The organism is Corynebacterium pyruviciproducens ATCC BAA-1742 (assembly GCF_000411375.1).
Lineage (GTDB): Bacteria > Actinomycetota > Actinomycetes > Mycobacteriales > Mycobacteriaceae > Corynebacterium > Corynebacterium pyruviciproducens.
In genome coordinates, this window is sequence record NZ_KE150447.1 from 259076 (window position 1) to 275261 (window position 16186).

Annotated in this window: 16 protein-coding genes and 1 pseudogene; 10 read left to right on the forward strand and 7 right to left on the reverse strand. The window is 63.2% G+C overall.

Features of this window, described 5'->3' with window-relative positions; genetic code table 11:
• Nucleotide 1: 1 nt before the first annotated feature.
• On the reverse strand, nucleotides 2-610 hold the full coding sequence (locus HMPREF1219_RS07685; protein ID WP_016458331.1) for a hypothetical protein: 609 nt from the start codon (nucleotides 608-610) through the stop codon (nucleotides 2-4).
• Between the two features lie 8 nt (nucleotides 611-618).
• Nucleotides 619-963 carry a PadR family transcriptional regulator gene (locus HMPREF1219_RS07690; protein ID WP_016458332.1) on the reverse strand — a complete coding sequence of 115 codons (345 nt, stop codon included), beginning with the start codon at nucleotides 961-963 and terminating at the stop codon, nucleotides 619-621.
• A gap of 91 nt (nucleotides 964-1054) precedes the next feature.
• Here HMPREF1219_RS07690 and HMPREF1219_RS07695 point away from each other — a divergent pair, with 91 nt between their 5' ends.
• Nucleotides 1055-1228 (forward strand): hypothetical protein, encoded by a 174-nt coding sequence (locus tag HMPREF1219_RS07695; protein ID WP_156823267.1) that lies wholly within the window; start codon nucleotides 1055-1057, stop codon nucleotides 1226-1228.
• A 371-nt stretch (nucleotides 1229-1599) separates the two neighbouring features.
• On the opposite strand, the gene HMPREF1219_RS12835 is transcribed toward HMPREF1219_RS07695, so the two are convergent.
• Both HMPREF1219_RS12835 and HMPREF1219_RS12840 read right to left on the reverse strand, forming a co-directional pair.
• On the reverse strand, nucleotides 1600-3258 hold the full coding sequence (locus HMPREF1219_RS12835; RefSeq protein ID WP_016458333.1) for a VanW family protein: 1659 nt from the start codon (nucleotides 3256-3258) through the stop codon (nucleotides 1600-1602).
• On the reverse strand, nucleotides 3259-4401 hold the full coding sequence (locus HMPREF1219_RS12840; protein ID WP_016458334.1) for a glycoside hydrolase family 3 N-terminal domain-containing protein: 1143 nt from the start codon (nucleotides 4399-4401) through the stop codon (nucleotides 3259-3261).
• Between the two features lie 115 nt (nucleotides 4402-4516).
• Between HMPREF1219_RS12840 and HMPREF1219_RS07710 the strand changes: the two genes are divergently transcribed.
• The gene (locus HMPREF1219_RS07710; RefSeq protein WP_016458335.1) at nucleotides 4517-4714 is read left to right on the forward strand and encodes a DUF2613 domain-containing protein; all 198 of its coding nucleotides are present in this window, start codon (nucleotides 4517-4519) and stop codon (nucleotides 4712-4714) included.
• Nucleotides 4650-7490 (forward strand): alpha-(1->3)-arabinofuranosyltransferase domain-containing protein, encoded by a 2841-nt coding sequence (locus tag HMPREF1219_RS07715; RefSeq protein WP_245554430.1) that lies wholly within the window; start codon nucleotides 4650-4652, stop codon nucleotides 7488-7490. Before HMPREF1219_RS07710 ends, HMPREF1219_RS07715 begins: the two co-directional genes overlap by 65 nt.
• 363 nt (nucleotides 7491-7853) lie before the next feature.
• Here the strand turns inward: HMPREF1219_RS07715 and HMPREF1219_RS12225 are convergent, their stop codons facing one another.
• On the reverse strand, nucleotides 7854-8147 hold the full coding sequence (locus HMPREF1219_RS12225; protein ID WP_156823268.1) for a hypothetical protein: 294 nt from the start codon (nucleotides 8145-8147) through the stop codon (nucleotides 7854-7856).
• Nucleotides 8148-8502: 355 nt separating this feature from the next.
• The gene (locus HMPREF1219_RS07725) at nucleotides 8503-9513 is read right to left on the reverse strand and encodes an acyltransferase family protein (RefSeq protein WP_016458338.1); all 1011 of its coding nucleotides are present in this window, start codon (nucleotides 9511-9513) and stop codon (nucleotides 8503-8505) included.
• Between the two features lie 34 nt (nucleotides 9514-9547).
• Between HMPREF1219_RS07725 and HMPREF1219_RS07730 the strand changes: the two genes are divergently transcribed.
• From HMPREF1219_RS07730 to HMPREF1219_RS07740, 3 genes are read left to right on the forward strand one after another with little or no spacing between them, the layout of a single operon-like run.
• The gene (locus tag HMPREF1219_RS07730) at nucleotides 9548-10186 is read left to right on the forward strand and encodes a porin PorA family protein (protein WP_016458339.1); all 639 of its coding nucleotides are present in this window, start codon (nucleotides 9548-9550) and stop codon (nucleotides 10184-10186) included.
• Nucleotides 10165-11415, forward strand: coding sequence for an MmpA family trehalose lipid delivery protein (locus HMPREF1219_RS07735; protein WP_016458340.1), 1251 nt, complete (start codon nucleotides 10165-10167; stop codon nucleotides 11413-11415). Before HMPREF1219_RS07730 ends, HMPREF1219_RS07735 begins: the two co-directional genes overlap by 22 nt.
• A gap of 49 nt (nucleotides 11416-11464) precedes the next feature.
• Nucleotides 11465-12679, forward strand: coding sequence for a hypothetical protein (locus tag HMPREF1219_RS07740; RefSeq protein ID WP_016458341.1), 1215 nt, complete (start codon nucleotides 11465-11467; stop codon nucleotides 12677-12679).
• Here the strand turns inward: HMPREF1219_RS07740 and HMPREF1219_RS07745 are convergent.
• Nucleotides 12650-13723 carry a glycosyltransferase family 4 protein gene (locus tag HMPREF1219_RS07745; RefSeq protein WP_016458342.1) on the reverse strand — a complete coding sequence of 358 codons (1074 nt, stop codon included), beginning with the start codon at nucleotides 13721-13723 and terminating at the stop codon, nucleotides 12650-12652. The genes HMPREF1219_RS07740 and HMPREF1219_RS07745 overlap by 30 nt on opposite strands.
• 98 nt (nucleotides 13724-13821) lie before the next feature.
• Between HMPREF1219_RS07745 and HMPREF1219_RS07750 the strand changes: the two genes are divergently transcribed.
• The 4 genes and pseudogenes from HMPREF1219_RS07750 to HMPREF1219_RS13420 all read left to right on the forward strand — a co-directional run.
• A complete protein-coding gene (locus HMPREF1219_RS07750; RefSeq protein ID WP_211212638.1) occupies nucleotides 13822-14754 on the forward strand; it encodes a CPBP family intramembrane glutamic endopeptidase in 933 nt (310 codons plus the stop codon).
• A gap of 4 nt (nucleotides 14755-14758) precedes the next feature.
• Nucleotides 14759-15481 (forward strand): class I SAM-dependent methyltransferase, encoded by a 723-nt coding sequence (locus tag HMPREF1219_RS07755; protein ID WP_016458344.1) that lies wholly within the window; start codon nucleotides 14759-14761, stop codon nucleotides 15479-15481.
• Between the two features lie 59 nt (nucleotides 15482-15540).
• Entirely contained in the window at nucleotides 15541-15813 is a 273-nt protein-coding gene (locus tag HMPREF1219_RS07760; RefSeq protein ID WP_016458345.1) for a type II toxin-antitoxin system RelB/DinJ family antitoxin, read from the forward strand.
• 67 nt (nucleotides 15814-15880) lie between these two features.
• Nucleotides 15881-16120: pseudogene (locus HMPREF1219_RS13420) on the forward strand (type II toxin-antitoxin system RelE/ParE family toxin); the annotation flags it as partial.
• Nucleotides 16121-16186: the final 66 nt, after the last annotated feature.

Sequence of the window (16186 nt, forward strand, 5' to 3'; positions counted from 1 at the left end):
CCTACGCCTCCGCGGGGATATTGCCCAGTGCCGCGTTCACCGTGCCCACCAGCACGCCGAGGGCGGTGGCGGGGATGGCGAGGACACCGAGACCGATGCCCCAGGCCGGGGATTCGTCGCCCTCGGTGTACCGGGCGAGCTCGGCAAGGGCCGCCAGGCAAAAGACCTCGATCCCGAGTGTTTGAGCAGACAGTGAGGTGTCCACTTTGCGGTTTTGGCGGGCGTCGATAAGCATCCAGGTGGCAAGACCAACGGAGAGAAGGACCGGGACGGCGGCGGCGGGGCGGGCCTTGATAAGACGGTCCGGGCGCAGGTCAATGCCCCAGTGGGTGGGGAGCAAGGTATCGCGCATGCCCACGAAGTGGCCAGCGACGGCGGCGACGGCGGCACCGGCGAGCGGGGCCCACGTGAGCGCCGTGGAGACCCGGGCCGGGATGTGTTCTTCCAGGTCCGGGAGGGAATCGTCGGGGCGAATGAGGCCGGTGGCGACGGCAACCTTACCCAGGTTCAGGTTCCAGCCGAGGCCGTACGGTTTGGCGATGAGCCACGAGGGGTTTTCCGGCTCGAAGGAGCTGAGGCGGGCGCCGAAGACGCCGAGAATGTTATCCATGATTTTCCTTATCTGATAAGCGCCGAAACGGCGGCGCTGAAACTGTTCCAAAGATCTGTGAGTCGGTGGAGGTGGGCCCGGCCGGAGTCGGTCACCGCGTAGATTTTGCGCGGCGGACCGCTGGGCGAGGGTTCCCACGAAATATCGAGGTAGCCGGCCTTTCTCAGGCGCGCGAGCAGCGGGTAGAGCGTGCCCTGACTGACGGCGAGCTCCTCGTTTCCTTTGAGATGATCGAGGAGCGCCCCACCGTAGGTGGGCTCGCGCTCGAGGAGTGTAAGGACCACGAGCTCGAGCACCCCTTTGCGCAGCTGGGAATCCATGCCGGCACCGTGTTTTTCTACCATGCCTAACATAGTACCATGCGTTACACACTAGTGGGGAGGTGTGAGAACTTTACCCCCGCTTCCGGTGGCGGTCCGGGCCCCCGTGCCTTACATTCACAGCATGGTTAAGGACCGGCTATACGGCTGCGGATTGCTCCTACTCGCATTTGTGGTGCTCGTAGTTGCAAAGCTCATCGATGGGCCCCTGGCGTGGCTAGTCTTTTTTGGAGCAGCCTTTTTAACAGCTGCCGGATTCCACGTTTTCCGCGGCGACTACCCGCACGGGGACGAATAGACATCGCATTTCAGCGAAGCGCGCCGCCGTTCCCTTCATGCCCCTGCACCGGCGGCAATCATATTTAGGTCCCCGACCACGCTAGACAGGTCAATTCCGGCATTCTCAGCGACCTCCGCCACACCCTCTTCCACGTCTTTCGTGTATCAGGTGAGAAGGACTGCTGCAATATCCACGCGTCATGTGCAAGCTCGGTGCCCCGCTGCCTGTCACCAGACCCGCCGCAGAGTTCCAGTAAATTACTGGAACTCTATTTTCTCCACCTGGGCTTTTAACAACCGCACCCTCGCAAAGTTCCAGTAAATTACTGGAACTTTGCGAGGGCAAGTGTCGGGGCACGAGCCCGAGAAACGGGCAGGCCGAAGCCGCTGCTAGGAGCAGCGAACGATCGGCACCGGGTCATACACCGTAGTGGTGGAGTCGCGGCCGATTTCGTTTCCGGCGAGGTCCGTGATGATGCGGGTATCCGAGGTGGTGAAGCCCGGCGCGCCGCTCGACGGCGAGCAGCTGGAACCGCTGACGGACATCGGCTGCGGCTGCGTGTAGGCCCACTTGCCGCCGGAGATGGACTGCACGTTGCGGGACTTGGTGCCCTTGAACGTGACGGTGACCTCGTTGCCGCTCACGCCGGCCTCGATGAGGACGGGGTCCGGGGTATCGTTGCGGAACACCAGGTCAATGGCACCCTCGTACACGGTGGCCTCGCGGCCCGCGGGGTAGCGGGAGATGTAGTAGCTGTGCGGGGTGTGGGCGATGTCCGTCATGCCGGAGAAGTAGCTGGCGTTGTACAAGGTGGTGGCGAACTGGGAGATTCCGCCGCCGACGGCGGTGTCGGAGTGGCCGTTCAAGATGACACCGGAGGATACGTAGCCCTGGGCGGTGCCGCGCGGGCCGGTGTAGCCGTTCAGGGAGAACGTTTCACCGGGGGCGACGATGGCACCGTTGACGGTGCGCGCCACCAGCGCAATGTTTGTGCCGCTGGGGCCGGAGAAGCCGCCGGTGGTGAAGCTGCCCACGACATCGTTGAAGGTGGCGGCGTTGGCGGCCTCCGTGGTGAAGGTGGCGGGCTCGGGCTTGTAGGTCACGTCGAAGGTCTTGGGGGCGGTGCCGGTGACGCGGTCGGGGAACGTGTCCAGGGTTTTCTCCCAGTCCACCACGGTGCCGTCGGCGTGCGGGGTGACGTTGCGGCCGCCGGCGGTGAGCGTGATGGTGGCGTTCTTCATGGAGACCTCCGTGGTCTGGAGGTTTTCAAAGAGGATCTCGCGGGCGCGGTCAACGTTAACTTCGGCTTCTAGGGCCGCGTGGGCAGAATCGCCCACACGCGGGACGAAGGTGACGATCTCACCCATCCGGGCGGTGGGGATGATGCCGTCGACCTTGTCGGTGCCGTGGGCGACGATGTCACCGGCGAGCGCGTTTTTGGCGGGGCCCTTCTCGGCGACGTCAATCTCATCGTCGCCGATCGCCGGGGGCACCTCGGTTACGTCGACATCGACGCCGTCGGGGTTGAGCCAGCCGCTCACCACCGCGTCCCCCACGGTGGAGGGGGCGACGTTTTGCCCCACGACAGGGTCAATGCGGTGCGGTTTTCCGTCGACAAGCTCCAAACCACCGTCGGCGGGCTGACGGGTGAGTTCACCGGCGACCTTCTCCATCGCGGGGTTAAAACGTGCGCGGTCGACCTCGGACTGGATGGGCACCTCGGTGGTGGTGAAGAAGCTCGTGACCTTGGTGATCGGGTTGAGGGAGGGCGTGCCGGCGGCGGCGATGGTGGCGTCCCAATCGGGGGCGAGGCCGGCGGCCTCCGGATCGATGGTGGCGCGCATATCGTTGCCCTTCACCGTGACGGGCCGGTAGGCGAAGGCAGAGTCGAGCTTCTCGCGGGCGGCCGCGGGCTTCATGCCGCCGATTGTCACCCCGCCGACGGTGGTGCCGCGGGGGACGGTGCCCTGCGCGAGCGCCGTGTCCACCCCGTACAGGCCGAGGAGGAGCAGGAGAAACAGGCCAATGGCCAATCCAACGCGCTTCATCTACATCCCTTCGTGGTTGAAGCGGGCCACCCGCAGCGCCGAGGCGTACATTTGCTCCCGGCTGTACGTGCCCGCGTCAACGGCAGCGTTAACAGCATTTATAGTTTCTACTAGTTCATCGGTGGACACCCACAAAGCGTTATCAGCCCCGGCCACAAGCGCCGCGATGACGGCCTCCGGCACCGAGTGCGTGTCCGAGATGGCGTGCATGCTGGACAGGTCATCGGTGTAAATGACGCCGTCAAACGGCACCCCGCCGGGATACTCGCCCGAGCGGATGAGCCGGTACACCTGGGGGTTGAGGGAGGCTGGCGCCTCACCGAGCCCCGGCACCGTCACGTGGCCCACCATGACACCGGCGGTGGGGAACTCCGTCATCGCCTGCTCGTAGGGCAACAGGTCGAGCTTTTCCAGCTCCTCCAGCGGCGGGGTGTGCACCTCGCCGGTGTGGGAATCGCCGGTGGCCCGGCCATGGCCCGGGAAATGCTTGAACACGGGCGTGACGCCGGCGCGGACGAGCCCGCGGGCGAACGCCGTGGCGTACTCGGCGGCGCGCTGCGGGTCGGGGCTGAACGAGCGGTCTCCGATGGCGCCGTCGCTGGGGCCCGCGTCCGTATCCAGAACGGGGGCGAAATCGACGGTGATGCCAAAGCTGTTGAGCTTCTTCCCCAGCTCGAAGGCCACGTTCTCCACGTCCTCGGCGGAGGAGGTGTCCGCCATCGTGCGTGGTGCCGGGATCTCACCGAGGAGTTCAGGCTGGCGCACAACACGCCCGCCCTCGGCATCGATAGTGACGGCAAACGGCCTGCCCACCTCGCGTTTGAGGGCGGCGAGGTTGCGCTCCGGGGCGGTGAGCAGAGCCGGGTCCGTCCAGCTGGCGATGAAGATGCCACCAGCCCCCTCGCGCAGGGCGTGGAGGGCATCGTCGTAGTTCTTCACGCCCACCGTCATGAGGGAGGCGACCTGCGCGCGCTGATCGGCGGGCACGGGCACGAGTTCCTCTTCGGTGGCGGTGACGGTTTCCGTCTCCGTCTGCGTGGTGGTGGCAACGGAGGTGACCGTCTCCGGCTCCGGGGTGGAGGCGCAGGAGGCCAGCGTCAATGCGCAGGTGAGCGCCACCACAGCGCGGGTTGTCACTGCCATGTGCTCACCCCATCTCCTAACGCTAGAAACGCACACCACAATACGCGGTCGCTCGACCAGATGCCCCTCAAGGGTATAGGATTGGAGTCACGTTACGGGTGTAAAGGGGAATGTAGTGCCATTTACGTACGAGTCTTTGACCAGGCGCACCGCCGGTCCCGCCGTGGCAAGCGCCGTGGTGGGCCTTGTTGCGGGCATCGCCGGCGTCATCGGCGTGGTGTCGCTGACCTCTGAGGATGGGAGCACGGTTGAGCACACGGTTTCTACCGACGACGCCGTCCTGGGCAACCCGGATTACGGCTCACGAGACTAAACTTGTCGTCCTCCTGCTAGGCGTTATCGCCTTTATCCAATCCCCCGGCCTCACCGTGGCCGATACCAAACACGATCTCACCGTCAACCCGTGGGGGTTCCTCCACGGCGCGGTGGAATTCTTCGCCCCGTGGGGGCTGCAAAACCAGGCCTACGGCTACCTGTGGCCGCAGGGCCTGTTCTTCACGGTGTTCAGTTTCCTCCCGCCGTGGGTGGTGCAGCGCCTGTGGTGGTGGCTGCTTTTTGCCCTCGCCTACACGGGCACCGTCGCCCTGCTCAAGAACCTCGCTTGTCGACACCCCCTCCTCCCGGCTCTCCTCTACACTTTCTGTCCCCGCATTCTCACCACCGTGGGCGCCATCTCCTCCGAGGCGTGGGTGGTGGCGCTCGTGCCGTGGACGGTCGCGCCGCTGGTGGGGCGGGGGCGTGGCCAAGGGCCACGCCCGTTTGTAAGCGTCATCGCCGTGGCGTGCATGGGCGCGGTCAACGCCACCGCGACGCTTGCCGCCCTCGTCCCCGCGGGGCTCGTGCTCGTATCCCGGCGCGCATGGAAGGCCCTTACCGTGTGGCTTGTGGGCGTTACGTGCGTGTCCGTGTGGTGGATCGGGCCGCTTCTCATCCTGGGGAAATACGCCCCGCCGTTTACCGATTACATCGAATCCTCCTTTGTCACCACCTACTGGCTCAACCCGCTGGAGATCCTGCGCGGCACAACAAGCTGGGCCCCGTTTGTGGATAACGAGCGCACCGCCGGCGTGCTGCTCATTACGGTTCCGCTGCTCATCCTCGCCACGGTGGTGGTGGCCGCGGTGGGGCTGCGGGGGAGCGCCGGTTCCCCGTGGGTGGGGATGCTGGTGGTCGGCGTTGTGGCCCTCTCCTTTACTTCCCCGCTCCTCGATGGAACGCTCGCGGCGTTTCGCAACCTGCACAAGTTCACCCCGCTTGTTACCCTCCCGCTGGTGGTGGGCGTTGCCTGGGTGGTCGACCGGGTGGGCCGCACCGGGTTCGTAGCACTCGGGCTTGTCACCGTCGTGGCCATCTCCCCCGCCCTGTCGGGTCAGCTCGCGCCCAAGGGCGCCTACGAGGAGGTGCCGGAGTACTACCAAGAGGCGGCCGCTTACGTGAACGCCCACGCGGCGGACACCACTACCCTTCTTGCACCAGAGCGCTCGTTTGCCCGGGAGAACTGGGGCTGGACCCGCGACGAACCGCTTCAGCCGCTGCTCACCGTCCCGTGGGTCACCCGCGACGCGATCCCCATCCACAACCCCGAGTTCATCCGCGGCCTCGACGGCATCATGGCCCACCCCAGCGTGGAGGCGCTCGAGGGCTTTGGCATCGGCTACGTGGTACTTCGTGAACCGGAGGAATCCTGGGAGAAGGCCCTTCACGGCGTGCCCCACCGCGATTTTGGCCCCTTAAGCGTGTACGAGATCGACCCAGATAACGGCCCGCGCCGTGGCACGCCCGTCACCGTCGCCGGCGGCGGGGAATCTGTGGCGCTTTTGGATTACCTCCACGGGCCGGGAATGTGGCAGCTGGTGGAAGGCGACGCAATTATTGTCACCGACACCCCCGCCCTCGTGGAGCGCAACTACGGCACCCTCACCGGCGCCACCTCGGGGATCCTCGCCCCGGGGGAAACAACAGGAATAAAGAACCCGGTGAAGGATTACGCATCCGTGGGGCCGCGCACCGCCGTCCGCGAGACCGGCGGGCACGTCACGCACGGCCCCGACGAGGCGGACCCCACCCGCTTCGGTGGTGCCAACCCCGAGCACTCAGTCACCGCCGCCGTCGACGGGTTTGCCGATACCGCCTGGTACGGCACGTGGCTGGAGCTGCATCCCGACCATCCCGGAAAGCTGCTTTCCCTTGCCCTCACTAAGGGCGAGGCCACCGTCACCGCAGGCGGGCGGGAGTTCGTCACCGGCTCGGGAAAAATAACACTCCCGGAGAGCGTTTCCTCCGTCCGCGTCGAGCCGCACGGGGGAGGACTCGCGGAGGTCAACCTCACCGACGCCCCCATCCGGCGCATTGTCACCGTCCCAGATACCTCCCCCAACGTGCAGGAATTCGTCTTCTCCGGCACCGGCCGCCTCACCCGCGAGTTCACCGCCCCGCGCGACATGGAGGTCACCGTCACCGCCGCGGGTGACGCGCACGTGCTTATCGACGGCTCCCCCGCCACCTCCCCTCTCACCCTCACCCAAGGCTCGCACACGGTGAGCACCCTCGCCCCGTGGGTGAGACTCACCACCCCGGACTTCGCACTCCCCGTAGGAGGCGAATTCGTCAAAACCACCCTCTCGGCCAACCCCGGCTACCAAAGCGACGGCGACCCCCTCGTCCTCGGTGCGGGCCAGCAGGGCTTCACCGGCGGAAGTGGAAAGGTCACCTTTGCCCCCACGGCCACCTTCCAGCGGCTCCTGCTTTTTGGCCTCGTGCTCCTCACAGCGATGTTGATAATTTCCTTCGCGCTGCGAAGGCGGGAATTCCCCGCTCGCGCCCCATTCCGGCTACCTTCCTGGATCCTACTCATCCTCGTGGGGGCGGCGCTCGGCCCGTGGGCGTTCCTCGCCGCCGTGGCGGGCTACGCACTCACCCGCTGGGTGTCCCCCACCCTCCTCATCTCCCTCGGCGTGGGGATCCCCGGCATCTGGCTCGCCCTCGCACCGTGGCCCTCCCCCGATTACCCGGCGGGCAGCCTTGCCGTGGTACTTTTCATCGCCGTCGCGCTGGGGGCCTGTATGCCCGTTGCCAAAAGTGGGCACTGAACGCCGATACGCTTTTTAAAATACAAGGTGGTCAAACTTACTACCCCGTTCAGTGCCCACTTTTGGCAAACCACGCGAAACCAGGCGAACTCCACTGCTTCTCGGGAAACGGCCCGTATCGGTTTATGAGTCTGGATAATTGTTTTAACCAGGTTCCGCTTACATAGGACGCGTTATCTACCCGGATCAGCGCTACCCCCTCACTGACTAAAGCACGCTCCCGGCTTCTCTCCTTATTCACCGCCTTGGTGGGTTCGACACCGAAGGCACCCCAGGTCTTGCCGCGGCCGTCGTATTCGATGCCTAATGAGCAGTGCGGATAGAAGAAGTCAATTCTGCCAAGGAAGACACCGTCACTACTGACTATTTCGGCTTGCTGGTACGGAGGCGGGTAACCAGCCTCAAAGAGTGCGATTTTGAGGTCACTTTCCCGGGGCTTTCAGAAAAACCGGTAATAAACCGCATGGCCTCCCGCGCCTGATCCATGTTGTGGCACCTCGAGCGCGACGTAAGCGCACGTTCCAATGCCTCCATGTCGATTACCTTCTTGTATAAAGCGGCCTCAGCCACGCGAACGGCTTCACCGATTCCGTGCCAGCGGGCGATGTCGATAACAGTGAGCTGCGGGGAGGTGAGCAAAACTCGGAATCCATTCACCTCCGCCGAGACGATTCCACCAGGAGGTACGTGGCGGTACACAGTGCGCGCACGAGTACGCTCCGTCTTTCCCACCACCTCAACAGTCAATGTTCCGGTGGAGGAAATAGGCAACCCCCACAAGCAGGCGGCCGACCGTCCGGCAAGGCTTCGCCCTTCGCACCCCAGGGCCAGGCACTGCACATAGAAGCGCTGCTGGGGCGTGAGCCCGTAGTATTCTTGCCGTTTCGTAGTACACGCCTCGCGCTAGCTTTGTCACGCTCCCCAACTTATACAGGTGCGATACCCAGTGTCGTTGTGTAGTCGATTGTCCGCTCGTGAGAAAAAACCCATCCCCCAATGCCATGTTTTTAGATTATTGCAGCGCAGGCGTCATCTTGCCACTCGAATGGAACGGCCTTTCCGTCCATTCGTAGCTGACGTAGCTCACCGGGATGGTGAAAAGAAACGTGAGCACCCATACGGCCACAAACTTTCCGCCGAACAGCGGGATCGGCGTGAGCGCGTAGATCGCGGTGAGCACGGGCAGGTGCCAGAGAAAGATGGAGTAGCTGATCCGGCCCAAAAACCCAATCCACCCGGGCACATCCGGGCGACGCTCCACCACCGGGTGGAGAAGCGCCCAGGCGAAGACGGCGCCAAAGAGGATGCGCACCGCGAACTGCCCCGGCGTGGGGTGGGTGAGCCCCGCGGGCCCGAGGTAGGTGCCGGCCACAAGCGCCACGCCGGCAACCACACCACACGCCCACAGCGGTACACGGGGAATCCTTCCGGCCATGAACAGCTCGGCAAGAATGATACCCACCGCGTACCAGGAGCAGTACGCCGGCGGGAAAATCTGGGTGTTCACCGCCCACCCGTCCTGCAGCGCGGGAATATACGCCCAGCCGAGCGAGGCCACGCCCACGAGCGCCACCACCCCCACCCGCAGGCGCAGCGTGGGCAACCGGCCTACGATCTCCTTCAAGAACGGGAAAATAACGTAAAACGCCACCTCCACACACATGGTCCACAGGTGTGTCAGCCCCGTCATGAGCGCGCCGGGCACAAAAATCTGGACAAAGGACAAATTGGCTATAAACGCGCCCACGCCCGCCGAGTTGAACACGCTGAACGTGATCACCAGCACCGCCACGTAGGCGGGCACGATGCGGAGGAAGCGGGAGCGCACGTAGCGGGCCCACCCCGAGGAGTAGCGCCACCACAAAAGGAACCCGGAGAGCGCGAAGAACACGGCGACAAAGTAATCGAAGCGTTCCACCACCCGCACGCCAAGCCCCGATTGGAAGGCAACGTGCGTGGTCATGATGCCCAGCGCGGAGATGGCGCGGAGAGCATCGAGGGCGGGAAGGTACGATTTACTCATAGCTACACCACATTTTATGGGAGAGGAGCACTAGGTGAGGAACCTGTTCATCGGCATCGGTGCCGCACTGTTGGCCACGTTGTGGCTACTCACCACGCTCATCACCCCCACGATGGCGCCCTACCGGGTGCAGCTCACCGGCGACGGTGAGACTCGCACCATCGAGGTGACCATCAAGGGCAAGGAGATCACGGCCACCGACCGCTACCAGGGCGCGGTGGATAAGGACGTGTCCGGCACGTACCTCATCGACCCGAAGTCCGGCTTCCCCGCCAAGAAGGCCACGCACGTGGGCCTCACCTACTTCTTCCCCATGCCCAGCGAGGAGCGCTCGTACGTGGTGTTCGACCCACTCACCGGCGAGCCTTCTACCCTGGATTACGTTGATCCCACCAAGGAAAATGGGATCAAGTATTACACCTACAAGGAGTCCTCGCCCCGGATGCGGGAGATCACCCTCGAGCCACGCTCGGGGATCATCGTGGATGCCAAGGAGGACGTGAACGGCACCGTCATCGCCTACGATGAGGCAACCCGGGAGGAGGCCCTCGCCCGCGCCGAGGAATCGTACCGGCAGTACCGCTCCCTGCAGGTTGCCCGGTTCCTCCTCACCATCGCCGGTGCCGGCTTCCTCATCGCAGGCGGGTGGCTATGGGTCAGGCGCGTGTTGTAATCCGCGTGGCCGCGGCCACGTTCCTCATCGGCTGCGCCCTGTGGTTCCTCGTGTTTCCCGGCGTGCTCGTCCACCGCGACATGGTGGTGGTAAATTCGCCGGCGCTTTCGGCGTGGAACTTTGGCACCGCGCCGGGGGTCGCCGCCCGCAACGCCCCGCAGGACGGGGTGCTTGCCCTAGCGGGCCTTGTTCTTCCCGCCTCGTGGCTCGCCCGGTTCATCCTTGTGGCCTCCGCGATCGCTGGTTGCGTAGCTGCTACAAAGAACGCAAAAAGCCTCACCGGCGAGGTGGCCGCCATGGCTGTGCTCATGTGGAATCCGTTTGCGGTGGAGCGGCTGCTCCAGGGGCACTGGACCGTGGTGGCGGCGTTCTGGCTGCTCCCACTCGTGGCCTATCTTGGCCACCTCCCCGGCGCGCAGGCCATTGCTATGTGGGCCGCCTCGCTCACGCCCACCGGTTGCCTCGCCGCCGCCACAACAGGCCTTGTCACCAGCACCAACCGGCGCTTCACGGCAGTTTTTTCCCTCGGACTCAGCCTGCCGTGGCTGGTGCCGTCGCTCATCCACCGACCTGTGGGTTCGGCCACCGACGTGTTCCGCCCGAGTTCCGTGCTTGAACTCGTGGGCCTCGGCGGCATGTGGAACAGCGAGGTCACGCCCGAGATCTACGTTCCGCTCGCGGGTCTCGCCCTCGCTGCCTTCCTGCTCACTGCCCGCGCCGAGAAATATCTCCTCGCCTTGGCGGCGGTGGGGTTCGCCCTCGCGCTTAGCTCTCTCCTCCCGCTCGGCGGGCTGTACGCCACTGTCCCAGGTCTTGGCCTCCTCCGCGACGGCCAAAAGTGGCTGCTCCTTGCAGCCCCCGCGCTCACCCAACTGGCAGGAAGCGTCCGCTGGCCGGCCGTCGCCATCGCACTGACGGTGCTGCAGGTCCCCAGCCTCCCCGCCGACGTTGGGGCGCTTCGGCCCGTGGCCGAGCAGCACTCCTGGTACACCGCCACGGCCCCGGTTGACACGATGACGCTTATCGACGGCCACCCCGCGCTCAACCCGGCCCTCAAGGCTTCATCCATCCCGCCGTCCGGTGAGCTCGTGGTGGGTGGGGAAACGGTAGAGGAAGCTGCCCCCGCGCCGCGGCCGACGCGGGGCGACTGGTGGATGGGGCTAGGACTTACAAGTTGGTGGATCTGCCTCGGCACGGCAGTGGCTTCGCTCAGAAAGCTGTCACGCTGACGTTGTATCGCGATAAAATCACAGGTAGTGATTCTTTGGAGAGGTTTTCATGAGCTATACAAAAATCGGCTACCTCATTTTGGGGATCTTTTTTGTGCCGTTGCTTGTTATTCTCGGTTTTGCGTTTCTCACCGATGCCACAGATGACTACGACACGCGAAGCGAATCGGGTGCTACTATTCCACTCCTTCCGGATAACGTTGCAGTGTTTGGATCTGCCTCTTCTGCCAGCGACACGTCAGCGTCCAATATTTGGTTTCAGACAGGCAGTGATGGACAGTTTCGCACCGAGCTCACCGACCCGGTGTACAACCCAGTGTTCACCCGTCTTGACCGGAATCGCTTTGGAATAATGAGGGGCAAGGAGCTACTCGTAAGAGACATAGAGACGGTCACCACCACGACACTTTCCGGCACAGTTGATACGAATGGAATGATGCACGGTGCTACGTCAGATGACGGCAGCGAAGCCCTGTTGGTGAGTTATTCGGGCGGGGTGGGAACTAGCTACACTTTGACCGATGGGACCCGGCTGAAATCGCAGTATATACCCCACATGGGATTTGGCCCAGCCGTGTCAAACGATGGATTCGCACTCGATATTTCTGTGGCAAATGACGAGGACTCTCGAGTAATTTGTACAAATTCTTTCTCTTACCTTCACGATCTATCCCAGGATTGCATCGACCTGCCCGGCGATCGTCGGGCAAGTTTTCCGATGGTCTCCTTCCACCGTGGCACCCCGGAGCTCTTCCTCCAATGGAATACCGATAGCGAGCAAGGCTGGAGCCTCTACCGCCTTGAGGCTAGTGGCTGGACGCTGACAAATGACCAATCAACGTGGGATTACGATAGTTCTACCTACAGCGTAGTCACAAACTATTTCACCAGAGACGGAAAGATCTACTTTATAACCTCAAAGAAGCGCGGCATCGTCAGCTTTCCCTTCCCCACCACAGACACCACCGAAATACACATGGATTACCACGATGTGAGCGATCTCATCCCCGGCGATCTCGTTTCCGTAACGTTTGACGGCCCGATAGCTAACTACGTGTTCTACCGGGACGACAACGTTGGGGCAGGACAGTACCTCACCTCCGTAAACATTGATGATCCGACGAAGCACGTCGGCCCTTGGTTGATCCCCAGAGAATTGCTGAAGGGAACCGGCTACTACTCGTTCCAAGCCATCGATTCCATTTTCCTCAACGACGATGCCACGCTCGTCTCGTTAGGAATTGATCCCACCACGTTCAAGTAGCAACCCTTCCCACTTCTTACCGGTGGCATCCCAGGAAAACTGGGCCGCAAATAAGCGCGCGTTAGCGCCGAGTTCCGCCCGCAGGTCGGGGTTGGCGCGCAGGGTGTCGATGGCGGAAAAGAGGTGCGATTTATCGTCGACAAGCAAACCGGTGGAACCGTTCCGAATGGAATCCGTGAGCCCTCCTGCCCGTGTGTAACCGACGGTAGGGACGCCGTGCAGGCCCGCCTCGATGACGGCGAGCCCCCAGCCCTCCTTGACGCTCGGCATGACGTGGATGCCGGCCCGATCTAATAGCTCCCCCTTGCGGGTCTCGGTGACCTGGCCGTGGAAGATAACCTGGCTTTCCACCCCCAGCTCACGGGCGTAGGAGCGGAGCTTTGGGTCCCACCAGCCGGAGCCGATGACGTCGAGGCGCGCACCCGGTCGGGCCGCCAAATAATCGAGGACGTGCTCGATGCGCTTGTGCGGGACGAGGCGGGAGAGGGTGACCAACCGATCCGAATGCCTGTTCGATTGAGGGGCCGGTGCGGGCCCACCGTTATGGATGACGCGGATGTCCTTCTCCCGTACCCCCAGCCGCACGAGCTCTCGCTTGGAGGAATCCGATACCGTCACGTACGGCGCGCCCCGGTACACGCGCGGTGCCACGCGGGATTCCAGGAACCACCCGAGCCTGCTGAGCAGCGGGCCCGCGACCGGCCACTGTTCCTTGTGACAGTGGTGCGTGAGGAGGACCGTCGAGCGCGGGTGGGTGAGCCGGGCGAAAAACGGGATGCCGTTTTGGGTGTCCACCACCGCGTCGTAGCTGTGCAGGGCTGCGTGGATAAGCCCGGCGATGTACACCGTCATTTTGCCGCCCCGCCGAATGTGGCGCACGCCCCGCTTGGTGGAGTGCGCCGGCATCCCCTTGGCCCGGGCCGAGAAGTACGTCACCGTGTGTCCCTGCCGGGCCAGGTACGCGCCCACGTGCTCGAGGTAGCACTCGGAGCCACCGCCCTGCGGGTGGTCGGTGTCGCGCCAGCACAGAAGGAGGATATTCATTCGGCCCTTTTTTCGTGGAAGTGGTACGACCATCAATCCTAATGGGTGCGAAGCGCCGCACCCTCGCCTAGGCTCAAGGTATGACCACGCACCAGCTAATGTCACGCGTTCTCGGCTCGCCTGCCACGGTGCGACCGGCCGACGCGCTCACCGAGGATCAACCCTCCTTGGACCTGCCTGCTTCCCGGCGTTTGCCCATCGTGCGGGCGCTCGTGTTCTTTGCCATCTTCGTCCCGCTGCTTTTCGTGGTGGGCTTTGTTGCCGTGGGAATCCTGACGGCGCAGGGGCTAACCGACGAGGACATCACCGCCTCCGTCACCCGCATCACGACGGTGGCGGCAGTGCCCGCGGCGCTGGTTGCCTACTGGGTGCTCGCCTACTTCTACGAACGGCGCCGTCCCGCCGTGGAGTTCACGTGGCGGGGGCTCGCCCGCGGGCTCCCCGTGGGGCTCGTGCTCGGCTGCGCATGCATCCTCATCAGCGTCGGCGTGCTCGCCCTCCTCGGTGTGTTCCTCACCGACGGCTTCCATCCCCAACCCGATTTTTGGTGGTCTGTGGTGCAGGTGGGGCTCGTCGCCGGAGTGGTGGAGGAGATCCTCTTCCGCGGGCTTTTGTTCAGGTTATTGGAATACCGGGTGGGCACGTGGCTCGCCATCGCCGTCAGCGCTCTTATCTTTGGGCTTGTTCACCTGGCGAATCCGCTTGGCTCCCTCATGGGCGCGGTGGGCATCGCCCTGGAAGCGGGCATCCTCTTCGCCGCCGTCTACGCCTATACCCGCAACCTGTGGGTGGGAATAGGCCTGCACACGGCGTGGAACGTGACGCAGGGGCCGATCCTGGGGATCACTGTCTCCGGCGCGGTCACCTACCAGTCCACCCCGCCCGGCCCGGAGATACTTACCGGAGGACCGTTTGGGCTGGAGGCATCCATCGTCCCCATCGTTTTGCTCACCGCCCTGGGGATCCTCATCCTCACGGACCTCTACCGCCACGGCGATATTGTTAAGCCGAGCTGGAAGCGGTTACGTTAAGACAATGCTCCTTCACACCCGCCGCCTGGCCACCCTGGCCCGCTCCTGGCGCCTCTTCTTGAGCTTTTTTAAGGAGCAGACCTCCCCCGACGAGTTCTACCTCCCTCTTGCCCGCGACACCGCCGCGCTGGTCACCGCCCTGCACCGTGACTGTGGGCTCCCCCTGCCCTCCACGCTTGTCGACGTCGGGTCAGGCCCCGGCTACTTCCAGGGGGCTTTCGCGCCCGCCACCTACATCTCCGTGGACCCCTACGAGCCCGCCGACATCCGCGCCGACGGCAGAAACCTCCCCTTTGCCACCGGCTCCATCGACTGCGCGATGAGCTCCAACGCCGCAGAACACGTGGCCAACTGGCAGCAGATGGGCGACGAAATGGTGCGCGTCACCAAGCCCGGCGGCCTCATCATCCTCAGCTACACCATCTGGCTTGGCCCCTTCGGCGGCCACGAGACCGGCCTCTGGCAGCACTACCTCGGCGGCGCCTTCGCCCGCGACCGTTACACCAAAACCCACGGCCACCCACCAAAAAACGTTTTCGGCGAAACCCTTTTCGACGTCTCCTGCGCCGATGGCATCCGCTGGTCACACTCCGTACCAGATGCCGACATCCTCGGACTGTTCCCCCGCTACCACCCACAATGGGCCTGGTGGGTCACCCGCATCCCGATCCTCCGTGAGTTCCTCACCAGCAACCTGGTTATCGCATTGAAGAAAGCCGAGTCTTAACTATTGTGTTTGTATGTGCATTAGCATTACGATGTACATACATAGAGAATGGAGGAGCTATGCCTGCAAGCAGTTTAACAATTCGCCTTGATCAGGATCTCAAGGAGAGTGCGGCCGAAGTTGCTGAATGCTATGGGTTCGACCTTTCTACGGTCGTCCGCGCATTTTTTACCGAAATGGTATATACAAAGTCCATCCCACTCACGCTGGATTACAGGCAGCCTAATGCCGAAAGCATGAAGGCCATCGAGGAAACAAAGAAGATGATCGCTGATGGATATACCCCGACATACTCAAATGGGCGGGAAATGATCGAAGCAGCCTTGTCGTGAATAAACGACTGCGCGCTGCGTTCACACCAGCTTTCAATCGGGACCGTAAACCACGAAGAGAAAATGTAATCTGTCCGAATTGGAGTCTGTTGGTAACCTCATTCTGGAGAACTCAACAGACTCCCTTCTTATATTGAGACGCAGGCACAACATGCACAAATTGACCGGCAAGTGGACCGGCAAGTGGACCGGGAGTAGCGAGTGCCATGTTGCAAATGCTGGAGATTGGCCTGTTATTTGGACAACAGCGGGAGACATAGCATATTTCCAACGTACGGGCTCACACGATGAACTTTTCCGTAATTGATGCACGCTGTGAACGGAAGCAATACCTAAGAGGCATTCTCCGTAACCATCGGCGACCGCCCCCACT

What these genes read in the sequence shown, in the direction of transcription:
- HMPREF1219_RS07735 (WP_016458340.1), top strand. Translation starts at nt 10,165, where the DNA reads ATGGGTCAGGCGCGTGTTGTAATCCGCGTGGCCGCGGCCACGTTCCTC.
- HMPREF1219_RS07725 (WP_016458338.1), bottom strand. Translation starts at nt 9,513, where the DNA reads ATGAGTAAATCGTACCTTCCCGCCCTCGATGCTCTCCGCGCCATCTCC.
- HMPREF1219_RS07690 (WP_016458332.1), bottom strand. Translation starts at nt 963, where the DNA reads ATGTTAGGCATGGTAGAAAAACACGGTGCCGGCATGGATTCCCAGCTG.
- HMPREF1219_RS07695 (WP_156823267.1), top strand. Translation starts at nt 1,055, where the DNA reads ATGGTTAAGGACCGGCTATACGGCTGCGGATTGCTCCTACTCGCATTT.
- HMPREF1219_RS07745 (WP_016458342.1), bottom strand. Translation starts at nt 13,723, where the DNA reads ATGAATATCCTCCTTCTGTGCTGGCGCGACACCGACCACCCGCAGGGC.
- HMPREF1219_RS07755 (WP_016458344.1), top strand. Translation starts at nt 14,759, where the DNA reads ATGCTCCTTCACACCCGCCGCCTGGCCACCCTGGCCCGCTCCTGGCGC.
- HMPREF1219_RS07740 (WP_016458341.1), top strand. Translation starts at nt 11,465, where the DNA reads ATGAGCTATACAAAAATCGGCTACCTCATTTTGGGGATCTTTTTTGTG.
- HMPREF1219_RS07685 (WP_016458331.1), bottom strand. Translation starts at nt 610, where the DNA reads ATGGATAACATTCTCGGCGTCTTCGGCGCCCGCCTCAGCTCCTTCGAG.
- HMPREF1219_RS07760 (WP_016458345.1), top strand. Translation starts at nt 15,541, where the DNA reads ATGCCTGCAAGCAGTTTAACAATTCGCCTTGATCAGGATCTCAAGGAG.
- HMPREF1219_RS07750 (WP_211212638.1), top strand. Translation starts at nt 13,822, where the DNA reads ATGTCACGCGTTCTCGGCTCGCCTGCCACGGTGCGACCGGCCGACGCG.
- HMPREF1219_RS12835 (WP_016458333.1), bottom strand. Translation starts at nt 3,258, where the DNA reads ATGAAGCGCGTTGGATTGGCCATTGGCCTGTTTCTCCTGCTCCTCCTC.
- HMPREF1219_RS12840 (WP_016458334.1), bottom strand. Translation starts at nt 4,401, where the DNA reads ATGGCAGTGACAACCCGCGCTGTGGTGGCGCTCACCTGCGCATTGACG.